This window comes from Clostridium acetobutylicum ATCC 824 (assembly GCF_000008765.1).
In the GTDB taxonomy this organism is placed as follows: domain Bacteria; phylum Bacillota; class Clostridia; order Clostridiales; family Clostridiaceae; genus Clostridium_S; species Clostridium_S acetobutylicum.
Genome location: NC_003030.1, coordinates 2,924,880 through 2,947,540 on the forward strand (window position 1 = coordinate 2,924,880; position 22,661 = coordinate 2,947,540).

General features: G+C 30.6%; 20 protein-coding genes and 1 tRNA gene. 3 read left to right on the top strand and 18 right to left on the bottom strand.

The window, feature by feature from the left end:
- Nucleotides 1–76: 76 nt before the first annotated feature.
- Nucleotides 77–508, bottom strand: a complete 432-nt coding sequence (locus CA_RS14395) for a hypothetical protein (protein WP_010966082.1) — start codon at nt 506–508, stop codon at nt 77–79.
- Nucleotides 509–628: 120 nt separating this feature from the next.
- Nucleotides 629–1,816 (bottom strand): NADH:flavin oxidoreductase, encoded by a 1,188-nt coding sequence (locus CA_RS14400; protein ID WP_010966083.1) that lies wholly within the window; start codon nt 1,814–1,816, stop codon nt 629–631.
- Between the two features lie 142 nt (nt 1,817–1,958).
- Between CA_RS14400 and CA_RS14405 the strand changes: the two genes are divergently transcribed.
- Entirely contained in the window at nt 1,959–2,417 is a 459-nt protein-coding gene (locus tag CA_RS14405; protein ID WP_010966084.1) for a DUF1259 domain-containing protein, read from the top strand.
- 54 nt (nt 2,418–2,471) lie between these two features.
- Here the strand turns inward: CA_RS14405 and CA_RS14410 are convergent, their stop codons facing one another.
- The 3 genes from CA_RS14410 to CA_RS14420 all read right to left on the bottom strand — a co-directional run bounded on the left by CA_RS14410 (nt 2,472) and on the right by CA_RS14420 (nt 6,125).
- Entirely contained in the window at nt 2,472–3,149 is a 678-nt protein-coding gene (locus tag CA_RS14410) for a manganese catalase family protein (protein WP_010966085.1), read from the bottom strand.
- 128 nt (nt 3,150–3,277) lie between these two features.
- The gene (locus tag CA_RS14415) at nt 3,278–4,099 is read right to left on the bottom strand and encodes a tetratricopeptide repeat protein (RefSeq protein ID WP_010966086.1); all 822 of its coding nucleotides are present in this window, start codon (nt 4,097–4,099) and stop codon (nt 3,278–3,280) included.
- 142 nt (nt 4,100–4,241) lie between these two features.
- Nucleotides 4,242–6,125 carry an LTA synthase family protein gene (locus CA_RS14420; protein ID WP_010966087.1) on the bottom strand — a complete coding sequence of 628 codons (1,884 nt, stop codon included), beginning with the start codon at nt 6,123–6,125 and terminating at the stop codon, nt 4,242–4,244.
- A gap of 253 nt (nt 6,126–6,378) precedes the next feature.
- On the opposite strand from CA_RS14420, the gene CA_RS14425 reads away from it, so the two are divergent.
- Together CA_RS14425 and CA_RS14430 are read left to right on the top strand one after the other, a co-directional pair.
- Nucleotides 6,379–8,100, top strand: coding sequence for a methyl-accepting chemotaxis protein (locus CA_RS14425; RefSeq protein WP_207717162.1), 1,722 nt, complete (start codon nt 6,379–6,381; stop codon nt 8,098–8,100).
- A 210-nt stretch (nt 8,101–8,310) separates the two neighbouring features.
- Complete coding sequence (locus CA_RS14430) at nt 8,311–9,132, top strand: MBL fold metallo-hydrolase (RefSeq protein WP_010966089.1); 822 nt, start codon at nt 8,311–8,313, stop codon at nt 9,130–9,132.
- Between the two features lie 46 nt (nt 9,133–9,178).
- Here CA_RS14430 and CA_RS14435 read toward each other — a convergent pair whose 3' ends face one another.
- The 13 genes from CA_RS14435 to CA_RS14500 all read right to left on the bottom strand — a co-directional run bounded on the left by CA_RS14435 (nt 9,179) and on the right by CA_RS14500 (nt 22,589).
- Nucleotides 9,179–10,423 carry an aminotransferase class V-fold PLP-dependent enzyme gene (locus CA_RS14435; RefSeq protein ID WP_010966090.1) on the bottom strand — a complete coding sequence of 415 codons (1,245 nt, stop codon included), beginning with the start codon at nt 10,421–10,423 and terminating at the stop codon, nt 9,179–9,181.
- A gap of 196 nt (nt 10,424–10,619) precedes the next feature.
- Nucleotides 10,620–11,573, bottom strand: coding sequence for a metallophosphoesterase family protein (locus CA_RS14440; protein ID WP_010966091.1), 954 nt, complete (start codon nt 11,571–11,573; stop codon nt 10,620–10,622).
- Nucleotides 11,574–11,672: 99 nt separating this feature from the next.
- A complete protein-coding gene (gene bglS, locus CA_RS14445; protein WP_010966092.1) occupies nt 11,673–12,413 on the bottom strand; it encodes a beta-glucanase in 741 nt (246 codons plus the stop codon).
- 136 nt (nt 12,414–12,549) lie between these two features.
- Nucleotides 12,550–14,769: a serine hydrolase domain-containing protein gene (locus tag CA_RS14450; RefSeq protein WP_010966093.1), complete on the bottom strand. Its 2,220-nt coding sequence runs from the start codon at nt 14,767–14,769 to the stop codon at nt 12,550–12,552.
- Nucleotides 14,770–14,868: 99 nt separating this feature from the next.
- The gene (locus tag CA_RS14455) at nt 14,869–15,129 is read right to left on the bottom strand and encodes an HD family phosphohydrolase (RefSeq protein WP_242663031.1); all 261 of its coding nucleotides are present in this window, start codon (nt 15,127–15,129) and stop codon (nt 14,869–14,871) included.
- 344 nt (nt 15,130–15,473) lie between these two features.
- Nucleotides 15,474–17,660 (bottom strand): glycoside hydrolase family 15 protein, encoded by a 2,187-nt coding sequence (locus CA_RS14460; RefSeq protein ID WP_010966095.1) that lies wholly within the window; start codon nt 17,658–17,660, stop codon nt 15,474–15,476.
- A gap of 366 nt (nt 17,661–18,026) precedes the next feature.
- Nucleotides 18,027–18,102, bottom strand: a tRNA-Trp gene (locus tag CA_RS14465).
- Between the two features lie 59 nt (nt 18,103–18,161).
- Nucleotides 18,162–18,476, bottom strand: a complete 315-nt coding sequence (locus CA_RS14470) for a hypothetical protein (RefSeq protein WP_010966096.1) — start codon at nt 18,474–18,476, stop codon at nt 18,162–18,164.
- 540 nt (nt 18,477–19,016) lie between these two features.
- Entirely contained in the window at nt 19,017–19,205 is a 189-nt protein-coding gene (locus CA_RS14475; protein WP_010966098.1) for a tyrosine-type recombinase/integrase, read from the bottom strand.
- Between the two features lie 8 nt (nt 19,206–19,213).
- Complete coding sequence (locus CA_RS14480; RefSeq protein WP_010966099.1) at nt 19,214–19,669, bottom strand: hypothetical protein; 456 nt, start codon at nt 19,667–19,669, stop codon at nt 19,214–19,216.
- A 472-nt stretch (nt 19,670–20,141) separates the two neighbouring features.
- Nucleotides 20,142–20,690: a hypothetical protein gene (locus CA_RS14490; RefSeq protein WP_010966101.1), complete on the bottom strand. Its 549-nt coding sequence runs from the start codon at nt 20,688–20,690 to the stop codon at nt 20,142–20,144.
- A gap of 207 nt (nt 20,691–20,897) precedes the next feature.
- Nucleotides 20,898–21,644 carry a hypothetical protein gene (locus CA_RS14495; RefSeq protein ID WP_010966102.1) on the bottom strand — a complete coding sequence of 249 codons (747 nt, stop codon included), beginning with the start codon at nt 21,642–21,644 and terminating at the stop codon, nt 20,898–20,900.
- Between the two features lie 105 nt (nt 21,645–21,749).
- On the bottom strand, nt 21,750–22,589 hold the full coding sequence (locus CA_RS14500) for an AraC family transcriptional regulator (RefSeq protein ID WP_010966103.1): 840 nt from the start codon (nt 22,587–22,589) through the stop codon (nt 21,750–21,752).
- Nucleotides 22,590–22,661: the final 72 nt, after the last annotated feature.

Consider the following 22,661-nt stretch of genomic DNA (forward strand, 5'->3'; position numbering starts at 1 on the left):
TAACCACGTTTTAAAGAGTATAAAAAAAAGCATTGATTTAAGTTAATTCCAAATCAATGCTTTTACTATCTAATTTTTAGATTAAACTATCTATACCATTAGTTTGACTAAGTGCGCTTGAATCTGTGCTGCCATTTGCTGTACCTGATAAACTATTCAATATCTGATAAGCATAGTTATTATTTCCTCCAAAGCTGCTTGTTGTACTATCACTAGAACTACTATCATCTGAAGCACTGTCTACACTTGAGTATGATGATGACATACTTTGCAGTGCTTGAAGTTGAAGCATAAGTTCTAACTCCTTAGCCGCTGACGTTTCTGATGTACCAGTTTTTTGTGTACTGCTTGTATTAACAGCTGATGTTCCCTTATCTGTTTGCTTTTCAATCGCATTATCAAGAAGCATCTTAAAAAGTGCATCATTAGAATTCGAGCTAACTTTTGTACCTGATATACCTTGAAGTCCACTTGTTTGCATGCTTTGCAATATTTGACTTATATCCATATAATCTCTCACACCTCTCTTTTATACTATCATTTTGATTCTACCCTTTTTGAGAACTAATTTCTACATATTACACTATAGTTAATAAAACTTTATTTATTATTTTATTTTATTTTATTTTTATATTTTGCCGTAGTAGCATTTTAATTCATTAGTCTCTACACCAATTAGACAGTAATTGCAATTTATACATCTAGATTCCTTTTCCTTACCTTCTTTAAATGTTTTTACAATACTCGGCTGAATTATAAATGGTCTTGACATTGAAACAAAATCACAATCTTTAGCAATAATATCTTCAATATCACTAAACTTTCTTATTCCCCCAACTACTATCACCGGAATTGTAACCTTATTTTTTATTTCCCTTGCATTATTCAAATTATATAAAAAATGCGGTTCTGGACTTTTTACTATTAATTTACCTACATGTTTTACTATAGGTTTTAAAAATTCAGGAATCCTTTTCATAGTTGGATCGCATTTAAGTATCATATCAAAAGGAACTTTTCCTCTAATTGTTACGAATCCTTCTTCTGCAATACCACAAGATACTTCTATTGCATTTATTCCTGAATTTTCAAGAGCTTTAGATATTTTTATTGCTTCTTCAAGCTTAATTCCATCTTTAGATGCTTCATATCCATTTATTTTTGCTAATATTGGATAGTTTTTAAACTTCTGTCTTGCTCTCTTCATTATTTCACTTACTATTCTAAATCTATTTTCAGTGCTTCCACCCCATTTATCCTTCCTTTTATTCATATGTGGTGATAAAAAAGATGACAGCAAATACCCATGAGCTAAATGTAATTCCACTCCATCAAAGCCAGCCTTTATTGCTCTTTCTATTGCATTTACGAAGGCTTCTATAATCTCATTTATCGCAACATCCGTTAACTCATGTGGCACAGAACCCCTATAAATTTTATCTCTTATTGGTGACGGTGCAACTGTTGGTTTTCCTGTTACTTTTTCGCTTGTTTGTCTTCCACAGTGAGCTATTTGCAAAATTATAGGCACATCATACTTATGGATTTCATTCACCATATTTTTAAAAGAAGTAATATTTTCATCCTTATCTAGCATCAACATATTTTTAGCTGGTGACTTTCCATTTTGCATAACACCTGTATATCCTGTAATAATTGCCCCAACTTCGCCTTGTGCAAGCTCCATATATTTTTTTATTAAATCCTCAGTTGGCTTTCCTTCACTATCTGCCATGCTTTCATGGGTTGCAGAACGTAAAATTCTGTTTTTAAGCTTAATATTTCCTATCTTAGATTCTTCAAATACCTTTCTCATTAAACTCTCCTCTTAATAAAAAGTTATATATCTATTATTTCAAACTTTTTCCTTGCATTCAACTTATATACAATAAATTTTCATCACCCTTTTAAATTTTTATACATAAACTATAATTAGTTATGTTTTATGGAGGTTTAACATGTATATACCAGAAGATCAAAATTTTTGCCCATACATGAGAGAAGATATTGATGTAGATACGAGACAGCAAAATCAAAATCTATGTAGTCAATTCGCTAACATTCTTGGTGCAAAGGTTACAGAATCAAAGCCGAGATCTTGTAGTGTTGAAAGAGATAGAGAAAATCTACGTATAACTATAATGGGGAAACCTCTAACTACAGTAGTTAAAGCAGAATTTTCTTACCAATCCCTTGATGCTTCAGGCAGAGCTCTTAATGTAGGCGAAGTGGCTGTTTTACAAGAGGAAGTAAACAGATTTATAACCGTACTTAGACGAAACGGAATTGATGTTACTGCAATTCACAATCACTGGCTATATGATACTCCAAAATTAATATATGTTCATCTGCAATCCATAGAAAGACCGCTTGAATTTGCAAGAAAAGTAGCTGAAGCCCTTAGAGTTTTAAGATAAAAAAATAGGCTTACAGTTATACTAAAATGTTAAGTATAGCTATAAGCCTATTTCTTATCTTCTAGGATTGGAAAAACTTGGTTCTGTAGGATTAGGATCTTGAACATATCTGCCTGGCGTAGACAAATCAAAATACAATTTAGAATCCTCTGTTACACCAAAATCTTTATTAGATCCTTCGTTTTTAACTTTATTTAATGCTTCTCTAAACAATGCATTATGCGCTTCTTCACGATTTAGAAGAAAATCTATAGTTCTTCTAACTTCTTTATCATTAATCTGACGGTATAAATATTCGTATACAACCTTAGCCCTTTGCTCAGATGCTATATTAGAAAGCAAATCTGCCACAATATCACCAGTAACTGAAACATAATTTGCTGTCCATGGCTCACCCGAAGAGTTTACTAAAAATGGTGTCAATCCTGAAAGAACATGACTTTCAACTTCTCCGACTCCTACAACTTCATAGTTAACACTATGTCCGTTTAATAAGTTTATTGTTTCTGCAACTATCTCCATATGGCTTAATTCTTCTGTACCAATGTCAAGAAATAAATCCTTTAATGCCTGATCCTTTACTCTAAAGCTTTGAGATAAATACTGCATTGCTGCTTTTAATTCACCATTTGCTCCACCTAGTTGTTCCTGCATAAGAACTGCATATTGAGGATTTTCTCTTTCTACTTTTACTTGCATTCCATTTAACAATTGTTTTTCGTGTTTAAACAAGTTATGCCACCTCCATATTTTATTTGCCTTTATATTTTCTGATTAATCACTATATTTATGCATTTTTTTTACATAATAAAAAAACTCCGGCATACTGCTGAAGTTTTAACATATAGCATCTATAGACTTTAATTTGAATTTTTAAGTACTCTTTGAAGGTTTGTTTTAGCATACTGATTATTGGGATTACAATCAACTGCTTTATTATAGTAATTTTGTGCCTGGTTATAGTCACCTTTAAATTCATAATCCACTCCAAGCATGTTATATGCCTCAGATTTTGATCCATTATCATTAACCATTGTCAAATATTTTTGTATACTAATAATTGCCTCATCATACATCTTTAATTCAGTATAAGAATTTCCTAACAAATAATAACTTTTATCTAAATTTCTATCAAGTTTTATAGAATCATTTAATATATTCACTGCATTATTTAAATCTTTATTTTCCCCTTTACCATCAATATACATAGCTGCTAACATATTCATTGCTTGAGCAAGTGTCTCTTTTCCATTTTCCTGTCCTCTATATACCTTCCACTTCCCATTATCATTAACTACATATCTTCTATAAGTTATCTCAATATCTCTATTTTCATAATTGTTATGGTTATTCTCTGTCACTGTAAATATACCCACATTTTTATAACAAGTACCATCTAATTTGCTTTTACCATACTGTTCATTCCTACTAATTTTAAAACTTCTTAACGTGTTTGTCTTCGATTGAATATTTAATAGCCTTAGAAAATCATGTTTTGAAAAATTCCTCTTACTCTGATTACACAGTGCGCTATACGCCGCTTCTGCATTATTATTCTTTATATATCTATAATAACTATCAAGTACTTTCTCAGGATTCCCTTTAGGTGTACATCCAAGTAAACTCAATAGCAGCATAAAAATGGACATTATCTTAATTATAAAAATTATTTTTCTTAACACATAAAAATCTCCTCACTAACGATCTGCCATTAATATTATACAATTTTATATAGGTTAAAATTCCTTATATATGTTGAAAAATCATAAATAATCCCCCAAAAAACAAATATAAGTGAGTGCATAACCCACTCACTTACACTAATTATTTAGGATAACTTTTAAAATAGTCACTGCTGATAATTTTATCCGCTATATTAAGTCCTTTTATAGCTTCATCCTTATCATTCTTATTCTTATTCTTAGCATTTCCTATAAACTCACCATTAGACCATACAGCATAGCTTTCATTTGTATTTAATAAATTACGTCCCATTGCTGTATTTAGATACTCGTTTTTATCTATTCCCATAAGATATAAAATTGTTGGCATCAAATCTATTTGTCCACCCGTTGTTGTTATCTCTTTTCCTTTTAGAGAACTATTGTATACAATAAGTGGAACTTCCTTATGATTGTCAATCATCCAACTTTCAGCACCTTTTGTAGTTTCTACATCACTTTGATAATACTTATGAATTCCACAATGATCTCCATATATTACTACCATAGTATTATCAAGTGCACCACTTTTTCTTAAATTATCAAGGAAAATTCCTATTTGTTTATCTTCGTAATGTACACTTTGAAGATATCCACCAAGATACGAACTATCAAGCTCGCTATTTATTTTAAGTTCTCTATACTTAGTTGGTAAATCAAAAGGAGCATGCCCTGACATTGTTATAACATAATTATACCATGGTCCCTTACTTGCCTCTACCATTGGCTCTGCCTGTCTCAAAAAGCTTCCATCACTAAGTCCTAGTCCTATATTTTCATCATCCTTAAATCCAGTTGAATCAACTATATTTTGAAAACCTATGGACTTAAGAGCGGGTTTCCAATTCCAGTATGAACCTTTATCACCATGCATAGCCTGAGTGTAATACCCCTGTCTTTCTAAAATTTTAGGAAGTGAATTATAGTATTTATTATCAGGATATCTAAAAAAAGTACTTCCCGTGGATACAGGATAAATTGAAGTATTTGTCATAAGCTCAGCGTCAGAGGTAGTTCCTTGATTTACCTCCTCATTATAATTGCTAAAATAAAGACTGTTTTTTAGCAATTTATTTAAATTTGGAGTTATCTCCTGACCATTTACACTTTTATTTATAACAAAATTTTCAAGAGACTCAACCTGTATTACAAGCAAATTTTTTCCTTTAAACATTCCACTGTATTCATTATCAGGTAAGTTCTTTTTATTTTTATTTTGAAACCAAGTCTTAATTTCCTTTTTCTCCTCGGTTGTTAATTTTAAACGCTTAGAATTTTTGATGTAATTATAAATATCCAAATAATGATATCCTATTGGAGATGCATTACAAATTGTTATACTTGGTTTCCACTTTATTTCAAAAAAAGTTTGTTCCACATCATATTTATTTAGTGTATTCACTTTAAAAGGAACATATATAGTGTATATTGCGGAAACTGAAAATAATACTAAAAACAATACAATATTTCTAGAATGTTTCTCATAGATTTTTCTATTTATAATACTAAAAGGTACTATAACAAATAAATCTACAATAAATAAAATATCAGATTTATGTATTAAAGAAACTATAGTACTAGATAGATTGTCCAAATTTCCTGTTTGATTTAAAGAATAAAGAGTTGGAAGAGAACTAAATCCTCTATAGTACCATACATCTATTACAAACAAAATAGATAAACATAAATTAGAAAATATTAAAAACCACATACGTGATCTATTTTTGAATAGATAAGAAAAAGATACAATTAACACTATAAAATAAATATATATGTATGCATGTGATATCTTTGTATATGATGTCAATACTTGTTCAACTGTTGGTTTTTCATAGCTTATAGCACTTATAACTAAAAGTGATTTAAAAAATAAAATAATTACTGTGTAATAAAACAGCTTGCTTCTCCATAAAAAACAAGCTACCTTTTTAAAATTTTCTACGATACTTTCTTTCTTAGCCATTTCTCTAACGATATTAATGTGCACTAAAAAATCACCTCATAAATTTGCTTTATCTTTTGTACCCTACTTCCCTGTTTAAATAGTTCATAAAAACACTCTTCCTATAATACTATTTTATTATTAACAAAGTATAACTATATTCTTATAATTTTATAAATTCCACTCAGTATTATATGGAGTTAATTCAATAAGCTGGATATTGCATCACAAGTAGCCCACTTTTAAATCACCCTTTAATTAATTGAACATATAATATAGCAAAGAACACTGAGAAAGGATGGGACAAGTGAAACTAAAAACAAAATTAATAATTATGATTACTATTATGATAGTAACCTCTGCTATACTATGTTTAATAGGTATAATAGGCGTTTATAGCATTACAAATAAAGTAAACTATTTAAACAATACAACACTTCCTAAGGTTAATAATGCAATAAATGCAGATAGGGATATGTATCAAACTTCAATTGATGAGCTTCTGATATTTTACGCTACTCCTAATAGCCCTGATTGGAATAACTATGTTAAGGATATTAATAAAAATATAAACCAAATCAATAGCAGAGTAGATATATATAAAAAGCTTGCCAGTGAAAATGAATTGACTTTAGTAAATGATCATATAACTGCAAGAAATACGTGGATTTCAGAAATAAATACAATTATTGATCTTCTTAAGAAAAATACCCCTGAAAGTCGAAATGAAGCTAGAAAAACACTTGAACATTCTAAAATAGACTTCAATAAGGCAAGAACACCGTTAAATAAAATGGGAGAAGTGTCTAATGACAGCTTTAAGATATTAAAAGAAGCACAAAATGAAGCAGCCTACGTAAGAATATCTCTCATATTAGGAATAATTATTAGTACAATTTTTATCACAATACTTGGAATTATAACTTTAAGTCAAACAGTTACTCCCATGAATAAAATGGTAAAATTCTTAAATAAAGCTTCAACTTTTGATTTAACCTCCAATAAAGATAGTTCCAATAATTCAAAACACTTCAGTTCTGAAATGAAGATAATGTCCTCTTCTTTAAAAAAGATGATAGAAAATTTGCGAAGCATTATAACTATTATAAAGGAAAACTCATTTAAAGTAACAACAACCTCAAAAAATGTTTCTGATATAATTAATGAAACCTCTTCTTCAGTTGAAGCTGTAGCAAAATCTTCAAATGAGATTGCTCATGCTGCAATAAACCTTGCATCAAATGCAGAAGAAGGAGCAGAGAAAATTGAAAATCTATCCAGGGAGATGGATGAGGTAGCTCACAGCACTGAGCTTATGAAGCAATATATATCTGAAACTAAAAAAGCAAATGAAAAGGGTTTTGATTGCATTCTCCAGCTGCAAAATGCTGTAGACAAAAATATTAAAGCTGCTGAAAAAGTTACAAGTCAAGTTTCTGCTCTAGACACAAATTCTAAAGAAATCAAAAAAGTAACTGACGCAATAAAATCTATAACCTCTCAAGTAAATCTATTATCATTGAATGCCGCCATAGAAGCCGCAAAATCTGGTGAAGCAGGCCGAGGATTTGCCGTTGTAGCTGATGAAATAAGAAAACTCGCCGATGAAACCTCTAATTCAACTAATGAAATAGAAGGTACTTTAGAGAAGATTCAAACCATGATATCTAATGTAAAATCAGAGGTTTCTGACGTAAAGAGCGTTATAATAACCACACAAAATGCCTCACAAAATACAGATAAAGCATTTAAATCTATTGCTTCCTGTGTTGATAATTTTATTAATCAAATAGATATACTTTTAGAAAATATAAAGAATATAGATAAGGAAAAAAATGATGTTGTAGCTACCTTTGAAAATGTATCTGCAATTTCAGAACAAACAGCTTCTGGAACGGAACAAATATCTGCAGCCGTACAGGAACAATCTTCAAACCTAGAACAAATAATGAAGTCTGCCAATGATTTAAAAACAATTGCTGCTGAATTAGATGCTTTAATTAATGAGTTTAAAGTTTAATTATTCTTTTAAAAAAAGTGCCTCTATTTAGAAGCACCTTTTTTAACTATTAACTTATTAGGATGCTTTAAACTAAACACATATAATCGATACATATGATTAACTTACTACACAGCTGTACTCTTAGATTAAAAGAAAAATTATCTAGATAAGCTTTAACACAATTACACATACTATTAGTATTTAAATAAAAAGTAGGAGGTTTTAAAAATGGGAAACAAATTAGTTAACAGCTTATCTAAAATTACTACCTCATCAAAAGAAGTAACTTCAGATATACTTGTTATGAATTTTACAATTGTGAACGCTTTTTTAATTGGAAATAAAACGCAGTGGGTACTTGTGGATACAGCTCTTGAAAACTCAGCTGATTTTATACTTAAAGCTGCTGAAAAAAGATTTGGTAAAGGTAGTGTACCAAAAGCGATTATTCTTACTCATGGGCACTTTGATCATGTTGGTTCTGTTATAAAACTCTCTAAACTTTGGAGTGTTCCTGTATACATTCATGAATTGGAAATGCCATATGTAACAGGCAAAAAAGATTACCCTCTAGCTGATCCTACTGTAGATGAAGGTATGGTAGCAAAAATTTCACAGACCTTCCCTCATACAAGTATAGACATAAGCTCCAATGTCTCTCCTCTTCCTTCTGATTCCAGTATTCCTTATATGCCAGATTGGAAATGGATACACACTCCCGGTCACACCGATGGGCATATTTCTCTATTTCGTGAAAAGGATCATGTACTTATTGTAGGCGACGCTTTTTGCACTACAAAGCAAGAATCCTTGTTATCTGTAATTACACATCATGAAGAGATAAGTGGTCCTCCAAAATATTTAACCACAGATTGGGCAAAAGCTAAAAACTCAATAATATGTTTAAAAAATCTAAAACCACTTATAGCTATACCAAGCCATGGTGAAGAGCTGTCAGGTGAAGAACTAACTAAACATCTAGAACTTTTAATTAATAATTTTGATGAAATTGCAAAACCAGCTGAAGGACAGTTTGTAACTAATAAATAATAGTAAAACCTATAGAATAAATTTTTCTATAGGTTCTATTATTATTTCACTCTACTTTCTTTATTGCAGCCCTAAGTCTTAGGAAATCCTCTTCAGTTGTCATAAGTCCTGCACTAGCTCTAACTAGACTATACCTTTCAGGTAATTCCCTATTCGGCACAATATAATTTCTGTAAAGCCTTTTTCTCTCATATTCATCTATATTTTTTACTTTTTCAATTAATCTATATAAGCAGAAAGTACCGCATCTTACACCTATCTTATTTTCTTTTAAAATATCACACCCTACTTTTGTACCTACATTTTTAAAATCAAATACAAAGGTTGGTGTTCTATTTATTCTAATATCCTGATCCTTTGGATAGTACAGCTTTATATTGCTAAGATCTGATAAATATTTATATCCAATTTCATTTATTCTTTTGTTATGCTGATTCATATTTTCCCATCCAATATCTTCATTTAAAACTCTCATAGCTTCTGCTACAGTTACAGCTCCAAGCCCATTAGGTGTTCCTGCTTCTAAACTAAGAGGTGGCTCTTTATATATAACTTCTCCCCTTTTACCTATATAAACTATATTTCCACCACCTGTAGGTGCTAACCCAATATGTGAAAGAACATCCTTTCTTCCTGCAAGTACACCCGCACCAAAGGGAGCATACATTTTGTGTCCACTAAAAGCTATAAAATCACAATCATCTAAAGTTATCTTGAAATGCGGAGCTATTTGACTCGCATCCACAAGCAAGTATACTCCATATTTTTTGCATATCTTATAAATATCTCTAAGAGGAGTAAGATAGCCCGTTAAGTTAGAAGCTCCGCATATTGAAACAATTTTAATTTGTGGATTCCTATAAAGCTCCTCTTCAATGCTGTATGGATTTATCTTATTGCTTTTACCTGTGTTAAACATTTTTACTCTTCCGGAATTTTTAAACCAAGGAAGCATATTTGAACTGTGTTCTATGTCACTAATAAGCACACCTTCATTACCCATAAATGGATATAAAAGAGCAAATTTATTTATTGAATCAGTTGTATTTGCAGTAAAAACTACTACATCATCTTTAGTTGCATGTAGATATTCTCCTATAACCCTTCTTGAGTTTTCATAGGAATCTGTACTCATTTTAGCTAAATAGCCAGTTCCTCTATGAATACTACTGTAATTTTCAAGAAATTCTAAAGCTTTTTTCATAACACTTTTAAGAGGAGGAGTTGTTGCAGCATTATCAAGATAAACATAATCACTTTTTAGTTTCTCAAAGTATTTTCTATAATCCATTATTAAGCCTTCGTCTCCTAATATTTTTCAATCACATATTATTATATGAACAAAGACCTCTAATGGTTTTGATTATAAACTTTGTTATACTATATTATTGCTTTTCAAAAAGCTACTGTCTCAAATTAATATATAATAATAAAGGATTTCTATAACCAATTTTACTTAGTTATAGAAATCCTTAAAGCTTAACAATTTACACATCTAATTTTTCGTAAGTATTAAATTCTTCTAGGTGATTTTCATTTAAAACAATTACTCTTGCTCCTTTTATAAAACCCTCCTTGTCATAACAATTGAAACCTGTCTTTCTTCCGTAGCATAAAGCAATTCCATCCAAACTTCCCCAGTAATCATTAGTGTGATCATGTCCAACAAACACACCTTTGACATCGCCAATTTCCTTAAGCTTAGAAAACAAGCCGGTATCCTCTCCCTGACAACATTCATTTTCATTCCTTTCGCCAACAGCTTTTCCACTTTGCCAAACCTCATACTGCTGTTTTAATGGAATATGAAAAAACATGAGAGAAGGTATTCTCGTTTGGAAGCATTTTTTTAAATTATTTGCCGTGTCTTCATACCAAGCTATTTGCTCCTTTTCTACATAACCATATCCATCTTTTGTATAGCTACCTGAATCAAGCATGTACAAATTGTATACTGGTTTATTATTTTCATCCTGAATAACGATATTGTAGTCTCCTGCTTTATCGCTAACAGTTGAAAATTTATCGCTAAGATTATACTTATATGACATATAAATTTCCATTTGCCTTTCTCTACTTACTTGACAAGCTTCACTATCATGATTTCCAAGTGTAACTGCCCAAGGAATTCTTCTATCCTCCATTGGCTTTGCAATATTATCTATGACACCTTTAACTTCTTTTTCACCGTTGCAGTACCTTCCATCAACGCAATCTCCTGTTATAACAACCAAATTAGGCTTTTCTGAATCAAGTATATTTTCCATAAGTTTTATTGTATATTCATTCTTTACAGCATGCTCATGTAAGTCTGTAAATTGTACAATTTTAAATTTTCCTTCTTTAAAAGCAACTTTGAATTTTTGTTTGATTTCCCTACTTCCACCCTTAAAAATTCTTTGAAGTAAAAGTATTATTGTTTTTAATATTTCCTTCAACACTTATATTCTCACCCCAATACTTAATTAGTTTATAAATATATATTAACTCTTTACTATTAAGTAGAGGTTAAGTGTACTTTTTATAATTTATTTTAATTATTATTGTGGATTATACATTGCCCAATTATAGTATGCCTTTACTGGAGTTACCCCATCATATGCACCAAGCCAAGAATCAACACCAATTCCTGGCCATAAATTCATCATAACTTTTCCAGGATGTGTTGGAATATTACTAGTCGCCCTATATACTTCTTTTCCATCAACTAACCAAGCTATATAATTTTGCTCCCAAATGTAGCCATAGGTATGAAATCCCTTTGATGCATCAAAGCCTAATTTATAAAGATATTCATGCTTTCCAACACCATTTGTATAATAATTAAATTGTACTTCTGTAGTGTCTTTCCCTAAAAATTCTATGTCTATTTCATCCCATGGATTATTGTCAGAAGGACCTGTATAGCTGAAAAAAGAAGAATCTACTCCAATATGTTTTGCAGGCTTCATGCTTACTCTATAAAGTCCATAGCCATATCTATTATTTGAACGGTACTCTCCACCTGCATAAGGTATTGCTCCACCTTTTGCATCTTTAGTTATAGAAAGCTCCATTCCATTATTGAAATTAACATTACTAGCTCTCCAAGTGCAATTAAAAGGATTACCATTTGTCCAACCATCAGACTTTGCCCAAATGTTTGTATTAAAAGATTTCAAATTATCAAAAAATCCAGTTGTACTTGCTGCAAACGTATTCACAGGCAATACAGTTGCTGAAACAAAAGCACCCAATAATAATGAAGAATAAATTATTGTTTTTATTTTTTTTCTTAACATACTATTACCTCCATATTTTAATTAATATTACATAAATAAGTATACATTATAATTTGTATTTTTTCCACCTATATATGTAATTAAAGACAAACAACTCAAATTTTCGAGTTATTTGCCTTTAATTATAATAAATTACTTACTTTAAAACTGTGTTATATTTAATTGTAAACTTAGCTTGAGGGCTACCTAAGAATACGATTGTTCCATTTTGAGGCAATTTAGCACTTGTACTTCCCGTAACTAAGGAATCATTTATTACCGCCCCATTGCTGTCATAAACTGCAAATGCTGCATTTTGTGGTATATCCACATTAATTTCCTTACCTGCAGCTTCATCGCCAATTTTGTACCACTCAGCATATCCATCTTTGTTAATAGTACTTGAGAATGTGCCATCTATTGGCAAAGTTTTTAACGCATCTTGATCTATATAAATACCTCCATTTGAACTTAAATATTCCAGATTATTTTTTTTATATAATTTATAATCCTGCTGATCTCGTGACATTACACCCGGTCCATCTAATATAGCCACTGCTAAATTTTTATCTGCTATTTTGTCTACTCCTAAATAGCCTTCAAACCCCTTTGTAAATGCAATCAACGCCATTGGACATCCCATCATATATTCTACTGAAGAATACTTTTCGTTTAATAAAACGTACCTTTTTCCAGATCTTTTTTCCCACGCTTTCGCCACATTTTCTTTTAATTTATTACCATCTTCTTTTTGTGCTATATATAGATTTTCCACCGTTTGACCTAAGTACTTCATATTAGAATAGATAGTTTCCTGAAGGTATATCCTCCCATTTCTCTCAGTTACAAATTTCATACTAGTTGATCCATCACTAGATACAAAACTTCCTCCCTTAGTATAAATATAAGTTTGCATAGGCTGGTTCTGAGTATTTAATAAGGTTAATTTACCTGCATCATCAATTTTCGCATTAATAAAGCCTGAAGGTGCTAAATATGAACCTTCATACTTTTTAATTTCTGAAGGGACTGCTGTTTCTTGTGGTGGAGTAAAGGTCTTATCTGGTATGATATTTTTAATTACTCCTTTTTCTTTTAATGCAGTTAAAAGCACCCTCTCTGCCATTACCTCATCATACGTACTAAGTCCACCTGAACTCACTACAGCCATTGCCATATTTTGTTCTGGCAAAACAATAAAGCCGCTGTGATAGAATTCACTATCCCCACCTTTGCATAATGCTTTAATGTTATATTGATTAAATGGATACAAATTAACACTATCCCAACCTAGTCCATAGGCTAGTATATTATCTTTCCCCTCCGGCCAAATACCTCTTAAGTATTCTTTATTCTCCATTGCTTTTAATGCTTTTTTTAAAAGAATTCCATTTGAATTTTTAGTAAAAGTATTTGCAAAAGTGCACAAATCTTCTGCACTTGAATAAACTCCACCGGCACCAAAACTATTTAAATTCTCTACAGGTAAAGCATTAGGTACTCCATCATAATATGTTTTTACTAATTTATTTCTATCAAATTTGCTAGCAGGCGTTTTAGTGTTGTTCATCTTCAAGATATCAGTAATATTATTAGTTATATAAGTTGTATAACTAACCCCTGCTACACGCTCCACTAAAATTTCTGCAAGAGAAAAACCATCATTACAGTATACTGAATAAGCCCCAGGATCAGCTTTTAAACGTTGTTTAGATAACTGCTTTAAAAAAGTATCATGAGAATAGGTATCGTTATCCCCAAAAAGAATGGCATTAGAAAAACTAGACCCCATTAATCCTGATGAATGATTTAACAGCATCCTAACTGTGATTTTTTTGTATCTCCCATCTGCCATTTTAAATTCTTTAATATATTTAGTAACTGGAGCATCAAGTTCAATTTTCCCCTCATCCACTAATTTCATTACTGCTGTGGTTACAAACATCTTGCTGACAGAACCTATACCATACATGTTATCAGCTGTTACAGGTTTATTATCTTCCTTTGAATATACACCTGCATTACCAGATAGTACAATCTTTCCATTGTCTATTAAAGCATATTGTACACTTGTACTTCCGTAATCCTTATTTATTAGGGTTGATGCTTTTTCATCTGCTACAGCTTTTGTTTGAGAATAATTAGCTTGCGAAGTACTTTTAACTTTATTATCTAATTGTTGAGACTTGTCTACGTTTGGTATATGTACCTCTTGTCCATCTACCGTTTTAAGTGAAAAATCTGATACAATTGAGTTATTTTGTGCATTAGGCTCAAAGATTCTCATCGAAGTTTGATTTGCAGCAAAAACTTTCATTGGTGGTATACTAATTAATGCCACTAACAAGCAAGAAACTAGGCATTTTTTCATTTTCATTTTAATTTATACTCCCTTCTTTTATCCTATAACAAATAATATATATATTTGTATATTATTATATTATCATACATTTTATGTAATTCACAGCTGTATCTTTTAATCCTTGCAATATTCTTCAAGCCAAACTTTTGCTTCTAGCATCCATCTATGCGGCATTAAAATCATATTATTATCTAGTACATACCTTATATATGCTAAGGACGCATGATATATTGACTTATTTAATTCTTTATTTACCACATCATAATATGGCGGTGTTCCACTTTGATCCCATGATAATTTATCAGACACAAATAGTGCCATTTCATAATTAGATGCACCATTTCTTAATGTTGTGTGATATTTTATGGGTAACACTATTCTCTTATCACTAATTTTAAATATTTCTTTCATAAAAATAGCGGAGATGTAATATTGTCTGTAGTATTAATTATTTTAATATAATCTTTATCATACAGTAAATTCATAACTCCACCACTCTTCTTTATTATCTTTATCCATATATCTTATAATTAATAATTGGAATGTAACCCAAAGTATTGTTAATAACAAATCAACTTTCACTAATCAATGCACTGATTTGATTGCTATTATTATAAGGCAAAACGCCTCAAATCTTTGAGACGTTAAACCTTAATATATCATAGAAAGTAAGAATTAATATCTTAATTTTTATAAATATCATTTGCAGATATTTATCTTTATCTTAAATTATTATAATAATTGTTAATTGAAAGAATGTAAGAACCAGATCCAAAGCCAGCCATTGGGATAGACCCAAAGTAATCTGAATTATTCCTTGTAAGAAGTTCCGGAATCAAATCAAAATTTGCATGTGCTTGGTTCGTAAGCCAGTCTATCAAAACCTTAGATTCCTTATCTTTCCCCATGTTTTTTAAAGCTGTAGCTACTCGAAGATCAACAAATGCCCACTCATTAGAATCGTAATCTCCACCATCCTGATTTCTCATATATCCTGGACTTCCTGATTTCATACGAAGAGTTCTATTAAACGAATCAATAATTCCAGTTGCTAAGGAATCTTTAGGATTTACCAAACCAAAATTAATTGCTTCTACCACAGCTGCATCATGATAACCTGTTCCTTCCGCTATTTTTTCAAGAGAAGACCCTAAAGTATTTTTTCCAGTAACATTGGATTTCACAACCATTTTATTTAATACCGCATCCTTAATTGAATCTGCTTTTTCAGTATAAAGTTCTTTCTTCTGCTTATCTTTATTCAAAGTAGCAAGATGCGCTGCCGCCTTAAGACCATTGTAAGTTGTGATGTTAGTATAAGCAAATCTCTGACGAATACCATTTCCAACTTTATACGGTGTCCAATGTTCCTCCCATATGGATGAATCCGGTTGCATTAATCCGTCTTTTGAATCTACAAGTTTAACTAAAAGATCTGCATCATGTTTTGATAAAGTGTTCCAATATTTATTTAAGAAAGTCTTATCACCTGTTTTCTTCATATAACTGTCTGCAGCCCAAAGAACTAGTCCCCATCCATCAGTCTCGACGTTGTAACCGTTATCATTCTTGTCAGATTCCTCTGTTCCATTTCCATAATAACGACAAACCGAAATAGCATAATTAGTTCCTAAATCTACACCTAGTCCGTAAACCGGAGCTCCTTTATTTGTACTTTCAATATATCTCTGGTAATAATTTTTAGTAGGATTAGTTTCATCTTTACGCATATCAGCATTAAGCATAAACTTAAGTCCTTCTTTTGCTTCTTTTGTATGACCCGATGCAAGCAGAGCCTGAATAGAGTAAATTCCGTCTCGTACCCATGCAATGCTCCACATTCCAGGAATTAAACTTGCAAGAATCTGACCATGACTTTTCCCATGTTCCCTGCATTGCGCCATCTTAAGTACGGCAGTAGACTGTCTATATACAGCTTGTTCAGAAGCAGATAATCCTTTAGGACCTATTTCTCCCTGATGCCATTGATTCCACCAATTTTTCTCGTTTTGTAACAAGTTTTCCGGATTTTTATTATTCACAAGGTAGTTCACATCTTTGCTCAATTTCTTTTCATTTCCATCTTCAGTAAGACCAATAACTACGCCATACCATCTTGAAGTACCTTTTTTGAATACATCTCCACACTGATTTCTATTTTCGTATCCACAGACCAAATTATCAGCCTTTAAAGTAGTTTTATCTAAATAATGTCCACCCCTATTTGTAATCTCTACTGGAGAATTTTCTCCTATTCCAGATGTATAATGGGAACCTTCTTGATTTATATTCTTGTAAATAGCAATATTGTCTCCTTTATATTCTTTCAAATATCCTTTTCTTTTATTGTAATAGGATCTTTCCTCTTTGTTATCCTCATTGCCACCTAGGTTTAAATTTTGCTCAGAGTATAGTGAAAAATCTTTTTGGTCTTGTCCATTATTTGTAGCTTTTACTAACATGACTAACATTCTAGATTCCTTATCTCCTGAAAATGGAGTAAAATAATAAGACTCAAATTGAAAATTTCCATCCTTCTGAACTGTATTAATGATATTGGTTCCGTTTACATAGTTTACAGAAGTAATCGGAACTCCTGTTAACCAAGTACTCTTTCCATTAATCTTATATCCAAAATATGCATCTGACAAATAATTTTTTGTGGATGTATTTGCATCATAATTGCTATATATATGCGGCTGAAACCTATTCAACTTTCGGTCTTTCTCTGAATATGTAGCCGCTGCAAGTCCATTAGAAGTTGTTAAATTTTCAAGAGAGTGATGTATATTAAAAGAAGTTTCCTCTGCCATTGTCCTTGAGGGGGTAATCCCTACTATTGATGTGGAAAATGTAAATGATAAAAGTGCTAAAGCTACTTTCTGCATTATACTTTTTGTTTTCAATCTAATCATCCCTTTCATTTAATTTTTAACAAAGCATCTAAATATTCTATTATCACCTCTTTTCATACATACTTACTTTCAATACAATTTCACATAATAGCTTGTAAAAACTTTTAATAATGTATTTATCTACATTATAGTACAATAAACGTTTACAGTCAATATATTACATTTATGTTATAAAATATTGTATTGTGTAAAGTGTTTTTAGAATTATAATTATATATGTATAAGGTATTTATAACTTGAAGCTTTATTAAAAACTCCAATTATTTTGAATCTTAGCAAAATTTCTAACATATAAAATAATTATTTCAAAAAATAAAAAAAAACGCCTCAAATTCTTGAGACGCCTAAACTTTAATTTGGCAGGGGCAGTAGGAATCGAACCCACAACCGACGGTTTTGGAGACCGTTACTCTACCAATTGAGCTATACCCCTATATTTAACTTTACAATAATTTCTATAAAGTCGCTATCAACAAGTAATATTATATTATATTATGCACAAGCTGTCAAGCTAAATTTGTAATTTTTTATATAAAAAATAATTTTCCTTAAACCAATTTCTACCTCAATCCCAAATAACACTTGAAAGAAAATCATTATACCTTTACCAGTTTCGATTTCTTCTGTTAAAGTTCCTTCTCCACCTAATATAGCTTTTACTTCCTGATAGTTTTGCTTTCCATTTACCTCGTAGTATTTTTCCTTTGATACTTTTACCTTATTATTACTAAGCTTATATTCTATCTTTTCAGTTGCTTTATTAGTTGAACCACTATATACTAGGGCATAAACATGTAAAAAGTACACGTAACGATACTATATATCTGCCTCCTGAATATCTTTGTTATCATTATTTATTGTACGCTTTTTAAAATAATTGCCGTTTTGAGCTAGACCTTTATCCTTGTTTTATCCCTAAGCTCCTTTTTTAATATTACGTTTCCTAACTTATCTAACGCTAAGGTCTCGTGGTATCTTTCGTATTCTGTGAAATACTCCTCTATTAGTTTCGCAACACGGATATTATTAGAGGAAGGGGAGAAACGTTATAACTATAAGAACAATAAGAAATATGATAGATAAAAAGAGCGTAAGTTCCGTAAGGAAAACCCGTTAAGAGTTAATTCGTTAATAACCTGATTAAATACCATCTAAAGCCGTGTAATTACGGCGCTAGATGGTTTTTTTATGTCGTTAATACTCTCGCGCGTTATACGAGCCCTCAGTCCTTATACAGAGGTAAACGAGGATAATAAAAAGAGAGAGCCTATTTTACTCCCTCTTCTATATGAACATTATTTCCTTACTTGCCTTATTAATCGCTTGTTACGATACTCTGATATAACGTTAAGTTGTTGCTATTGAGGTATGGTTTAATAGTTCCTTAACAAGTTCTATATTATTTCCGTTAGCCTCATAAGCGGTTACGGCGTAGAGCTTTCTAAATGAGTGAGTAGAAATATACTCTAGCCCCAAATAATCCGTTACTATCTTTAAAGCCTTTTGGATGGCTCTTACACTTAGTCGATTAAACAACTCTTCTTCTACTTACTTTTTTTGAATATAAAGAAATTTAACATTAATCCTTTGGCAACTGCATGGATTACAGCACTTATATACTGGTTGTAATATCCACTAAATTCTCTTGTTGTAACTATTCTTTTGTTAACTACAACATTGAAAATAATTTCCAAAAACATCCATGCAACTAAAGTGTAAGCAAGACTTAACAGAATAACATGTTTATCACCCCATTTTTGGGCTGTTAGATAAACGGCCGCTCCTATAATACCACCAATTAATAAATTTAGCATAAAACCCAATATTGCTGACGGCCTATTATAAGTAACAATAAGGCTGTTTAGTTGATATGCACTATACCTTCCAATTCCAAAATAAATAAAAATCCGTGAACAAATTTCTCCGACAATAGTAGAAACAATACCTATTAATCCTGCAATAATAACATTAGTATCGTTTAAAGCTTTTTTGTTCTCCATGTTTTCTCCTCCAATATAATATCGTGTTATAAATATAATTTTTATATAGCTTTTGTACTTTTGGGATATCTATTCACTCTTAACAAAATTTATATTTGGGGTGTGGTTGTAACAAATAGAAGCTCTTTTACTAAATACTCAGAAAAAGATATTTAGTAGGCGTTAAAATGAGAGTAATTATAAACAATTTTACGTATCAATTTGAAATCTACGTTGAGGAGATTATAAAAAGGACGGGTATAGAGACTCTATGTAAGAAGTGTGAAAGCAAAGGTCGACGAAATTACCAACTCAAGAATAAACAAAAAATAGCGGGGCTGATAACTCAGCTATTGTATTATATCCGATAATAAATCGACTTTCTTATGACTATCTATTAAATATGAGGTAGAAATTGTTTTAACTTTACAACTTTACAACAATTTCTACCTCAATCATAAATGGCACTTGAAAGAAAATCATTATACCTTTGCTATTTAAGATAGTTTCCTGTTTCAAAGGAAGCATATCCATTTGTAAAGGAAACTGATATATAACCATTTTTATCATTATCATTTCCCCACATATATGTTTTATTTATACCTTTACCAGTTTCGATTTCTTCTGTTAAAGTTCCTTCTCCACCTAATATAGCTTTTACTTCCTGATAGTTTTGCTTTCCATTTACCTCGTAGTATTTTTCCTTTGATACTTTCACCTTATTATTACTAAGCTTATATTCTATCTTTTCAGTTGCTTTATTAGTTGAACCACTATATATAACTTCTATGTATGAACTATCGCTATTCTTCCATCTATATATTCCAGCACTTTTTTGTGTAGTATCTTTTTTTCCTTCTCCTAATATTTTCTTAGTTTCATCATATGTCATTCCAATTTTTACTTTTAAAAATTTTTCATAACTATACTTTCTTGAAGATAAATCTTTATCCTCTGCCTTTGATAAACTGCATCCTGCTAAACTCACTACTGTAAATATTCCTAAAATTATAGCTGTAATTTTTGTTTTGATGTTTTTCATTTTTCCCCTCTCCTACTTCCTAATTTATTTCTTTTATTAAATTACTCCCTCTTAAAATTTAAGGGGGAGTAATTTGATACATATTCAATTTAGGTGTTTTTTATAAACTGACTATACCATTTTCTACATAGTTCGTCAAGTTATTTAATATATTTTTTAAATTATAATTAAAACAATTCAAAACTTTTTCCAATATAAACTTATGTTTTAGTTGTTTTTATAACTTTTTAATATGTATTCAGTATTTTTTTCACCAAATTTTGATACAATAATCTTCTTATATTCACCTCTAAGTTCTTTATCTATATACCTTTTGGCTCCTATACAGCTTTTATCAAATTTTATAAACTCATAGCTCTTCTCAAAATCTCTATTGGGATTTGACACAATTCCAATTTCATTTCCATTTTTTAATTCTATTGTAAATCCACATTCTTTTTCACCTCTCCTGTTTTCAGCTTCAACTTTTAAGGTTTTTATATCACTGAACATATACATATTTTCTTTAAACAATCTCTTAGTATATACTCTATTACTGGTTATTATATTATAAGAATTGTAAAAGATCACAATAGCAACTATGTTACAAACAAGCTGAAAAATTATACTTTTCATAGCTTTATGTTTAATTTTACAGCTTTTAATAATATATAAAGAAGCAACTGTTGGTACTATGATACTAAAAAAAGTATATGCAATATAGCTGCTGGGAGGTTTTTCATAGAAAAGTACATTCGTAAGATTTGACTTATAAGCTGGCAACTTATTCCCAAGCCATAGTGCTAAAAAAATATCAACAAATAAAATTATGATGGTATATACCAAAGTAGCTACAGGATGCTTGTACTTATAGCTGCTTTCTAAAGCTCTAGCTTTTCTTTCAACATCTAATTTTTCTGCTTCTCTTGTTAAATTTATTAATTTTCGTCCTTTTCTTCTTTTGCTTTTTTTCATTAAAGTTATTCCTTTCTTAGTAAAACATTCATTAAAATATAGATTACCTAGTGCCTTTTGTCAACATTTTAATTTTTATCTAAAAAATAAAGCATAGCTCTCTTATTAAATATCATTACAGAATTCTCTAGGAGACCTGCCAAACATCTTCTTAAACGCACGAAAAAAAGATGAATAATCCTTAAAACCGCATTGCATATAAGCTTTAGTTATGGCATCCCCCTTTTTTATCATATCTTTTGAAAGAAGAAGTCTCTTTTGGAGCACATAGTTATGCAGAGTATATCCCGTTTCTTTTTTAAATTTGTGCATAAGATAGTACTTACTCATGTAAAACTCTCGCGCTAAAGCCTCCGTTGAAAGCTCTCCTTTTAAGTTGGCATTTATGTACTTTAATATTTTTTCAATTTGCTTATCATATCTAAGAGTTTCTTTTCCCGTTAAATACATATTTTCAAGATGGACTCTATTTAAATAAATTATAAGTTGAATAAAAAGTGAATTACTGAATAGCTTGCTTCCAAATTCCTTTGATTTAAGAGACTGCTCTAAGGAATTTATAATAAACTTCATATTATCCTGAAGCTCAGTTTTAAGTCTTACAAGGTTAAAGCTCCTCTCCCTTGCAAGTTTAAAACAATTTGAAAGATCACAATCCTCGTAATTATGCTTTTTTATAAAATCAGAATTTGCCCATATAATTATTCTTTCATACACTTTAGAAGAATCAATGATAGGCTTATGTACATCATGATTATTTACAAGAAGTATATCCCAAGGTTTAAGCTCATAGGCTTTTCCCTCTATGAGATATGTAACCTTGCCAGATATAAATATTATTATTTTATTAAAATCATGATAATGAAATTCAAAGCTTTGACTCTTCCTATCCTTCAAATGAAAAAGCTGAAAATCTTCATTAAGATAGCCTTTTTTATTATCCATTTTAAAACACCTCAAAAAAATCATAGAGCATTTTTTGCAATATATCAAGCAATATATACACTATTCATTGTT

Excerpts from the sequence above, each read along its gene's own strand:
- CA_RS14495 (WP_010966102.1), bottom strand. The coding sequence starts at position 21,644 with ATGAAAAAAAGCAAAAGAAGAAAAGGACGAAAATTAATAAATTTAACA.
- CA_RS14395 (WP_010966082.1), bottom strand. The coding sequence starts at position 508 with ATGGATATAAGTCAAATATTGCAAAGCATGCAAACAAGTGGACTTCAA.
- CA_RS14480 (WP_010966099.1), bottom strand. The coding sequence starts at position 19,669 with ATGGAGAACAAAAAAGCTTTAAACGATACTAATGTTATTATTGCAGGA.
- CA_RS14430 (WP_010966089.1), top strand. The coding sequence starts at position 8,311 with ATGGGAAACAAATTAGTTAACAGCTTATCTAAAATTACTACCTCATCA.
- CA_RS14435 (WP_010966090.1), bottom strand. The coding sequence starts at position 10,423 with ATGGATTATAGAAAATACTTTGAGAAACTAAAAAGTGATTATGTTTAT.
- bglS (WP_010966092.1), bottom strand. The coding sequence starts at position 12,413 with ATGTTAAGAAAAAAAATAAAAACAATAATTTATTCTTCATTATTATTG.
- CA_RS14400 (WP_010966083.1), bottom strand. The coding sequence starts at position 1,816 with ATGAGAAAGGTATTTGAAGAATCTAAGATAGGAAATATTAAGCTTAAA.
- CA_RS14425 (WP_207717162.1), top strand. The coding sequence starts at position 6,379 with ATGGGACAAGTGAAACTAAAAACAAAATTAATAATTATGATTACTATT.
- CA_RS14490 (WP_010966101.1), bottom strand. The coding sequence starts at position 20,690 with ATGAAAAACATCAAAACAAAAATTACAGCTATAATTTTAGGAATATTT.
- CA_RS14450 (WP_010966093.1), bottom strand. The coding sequence starts at position 14,769 with ATGAAAATGAAAAAATGCCTAGTTTCTTGCTTGTTAGTGGCATTAATT.
- CA_RS14405 (WP_010966084.1), top strand. The coding sequence starts at position 1,959 with ATGTATATACCAGAAGATCAAAATTTTTGCCCATACATGAGAGAAGAT.
- CA_RS14500 (WP_010966103.1), bottom strand. The coding sequence starts at position 22,589 with ATGGATAATAAAAAAGGCTATCTTAATGAAGATTTTCAGCTTTTTCAT.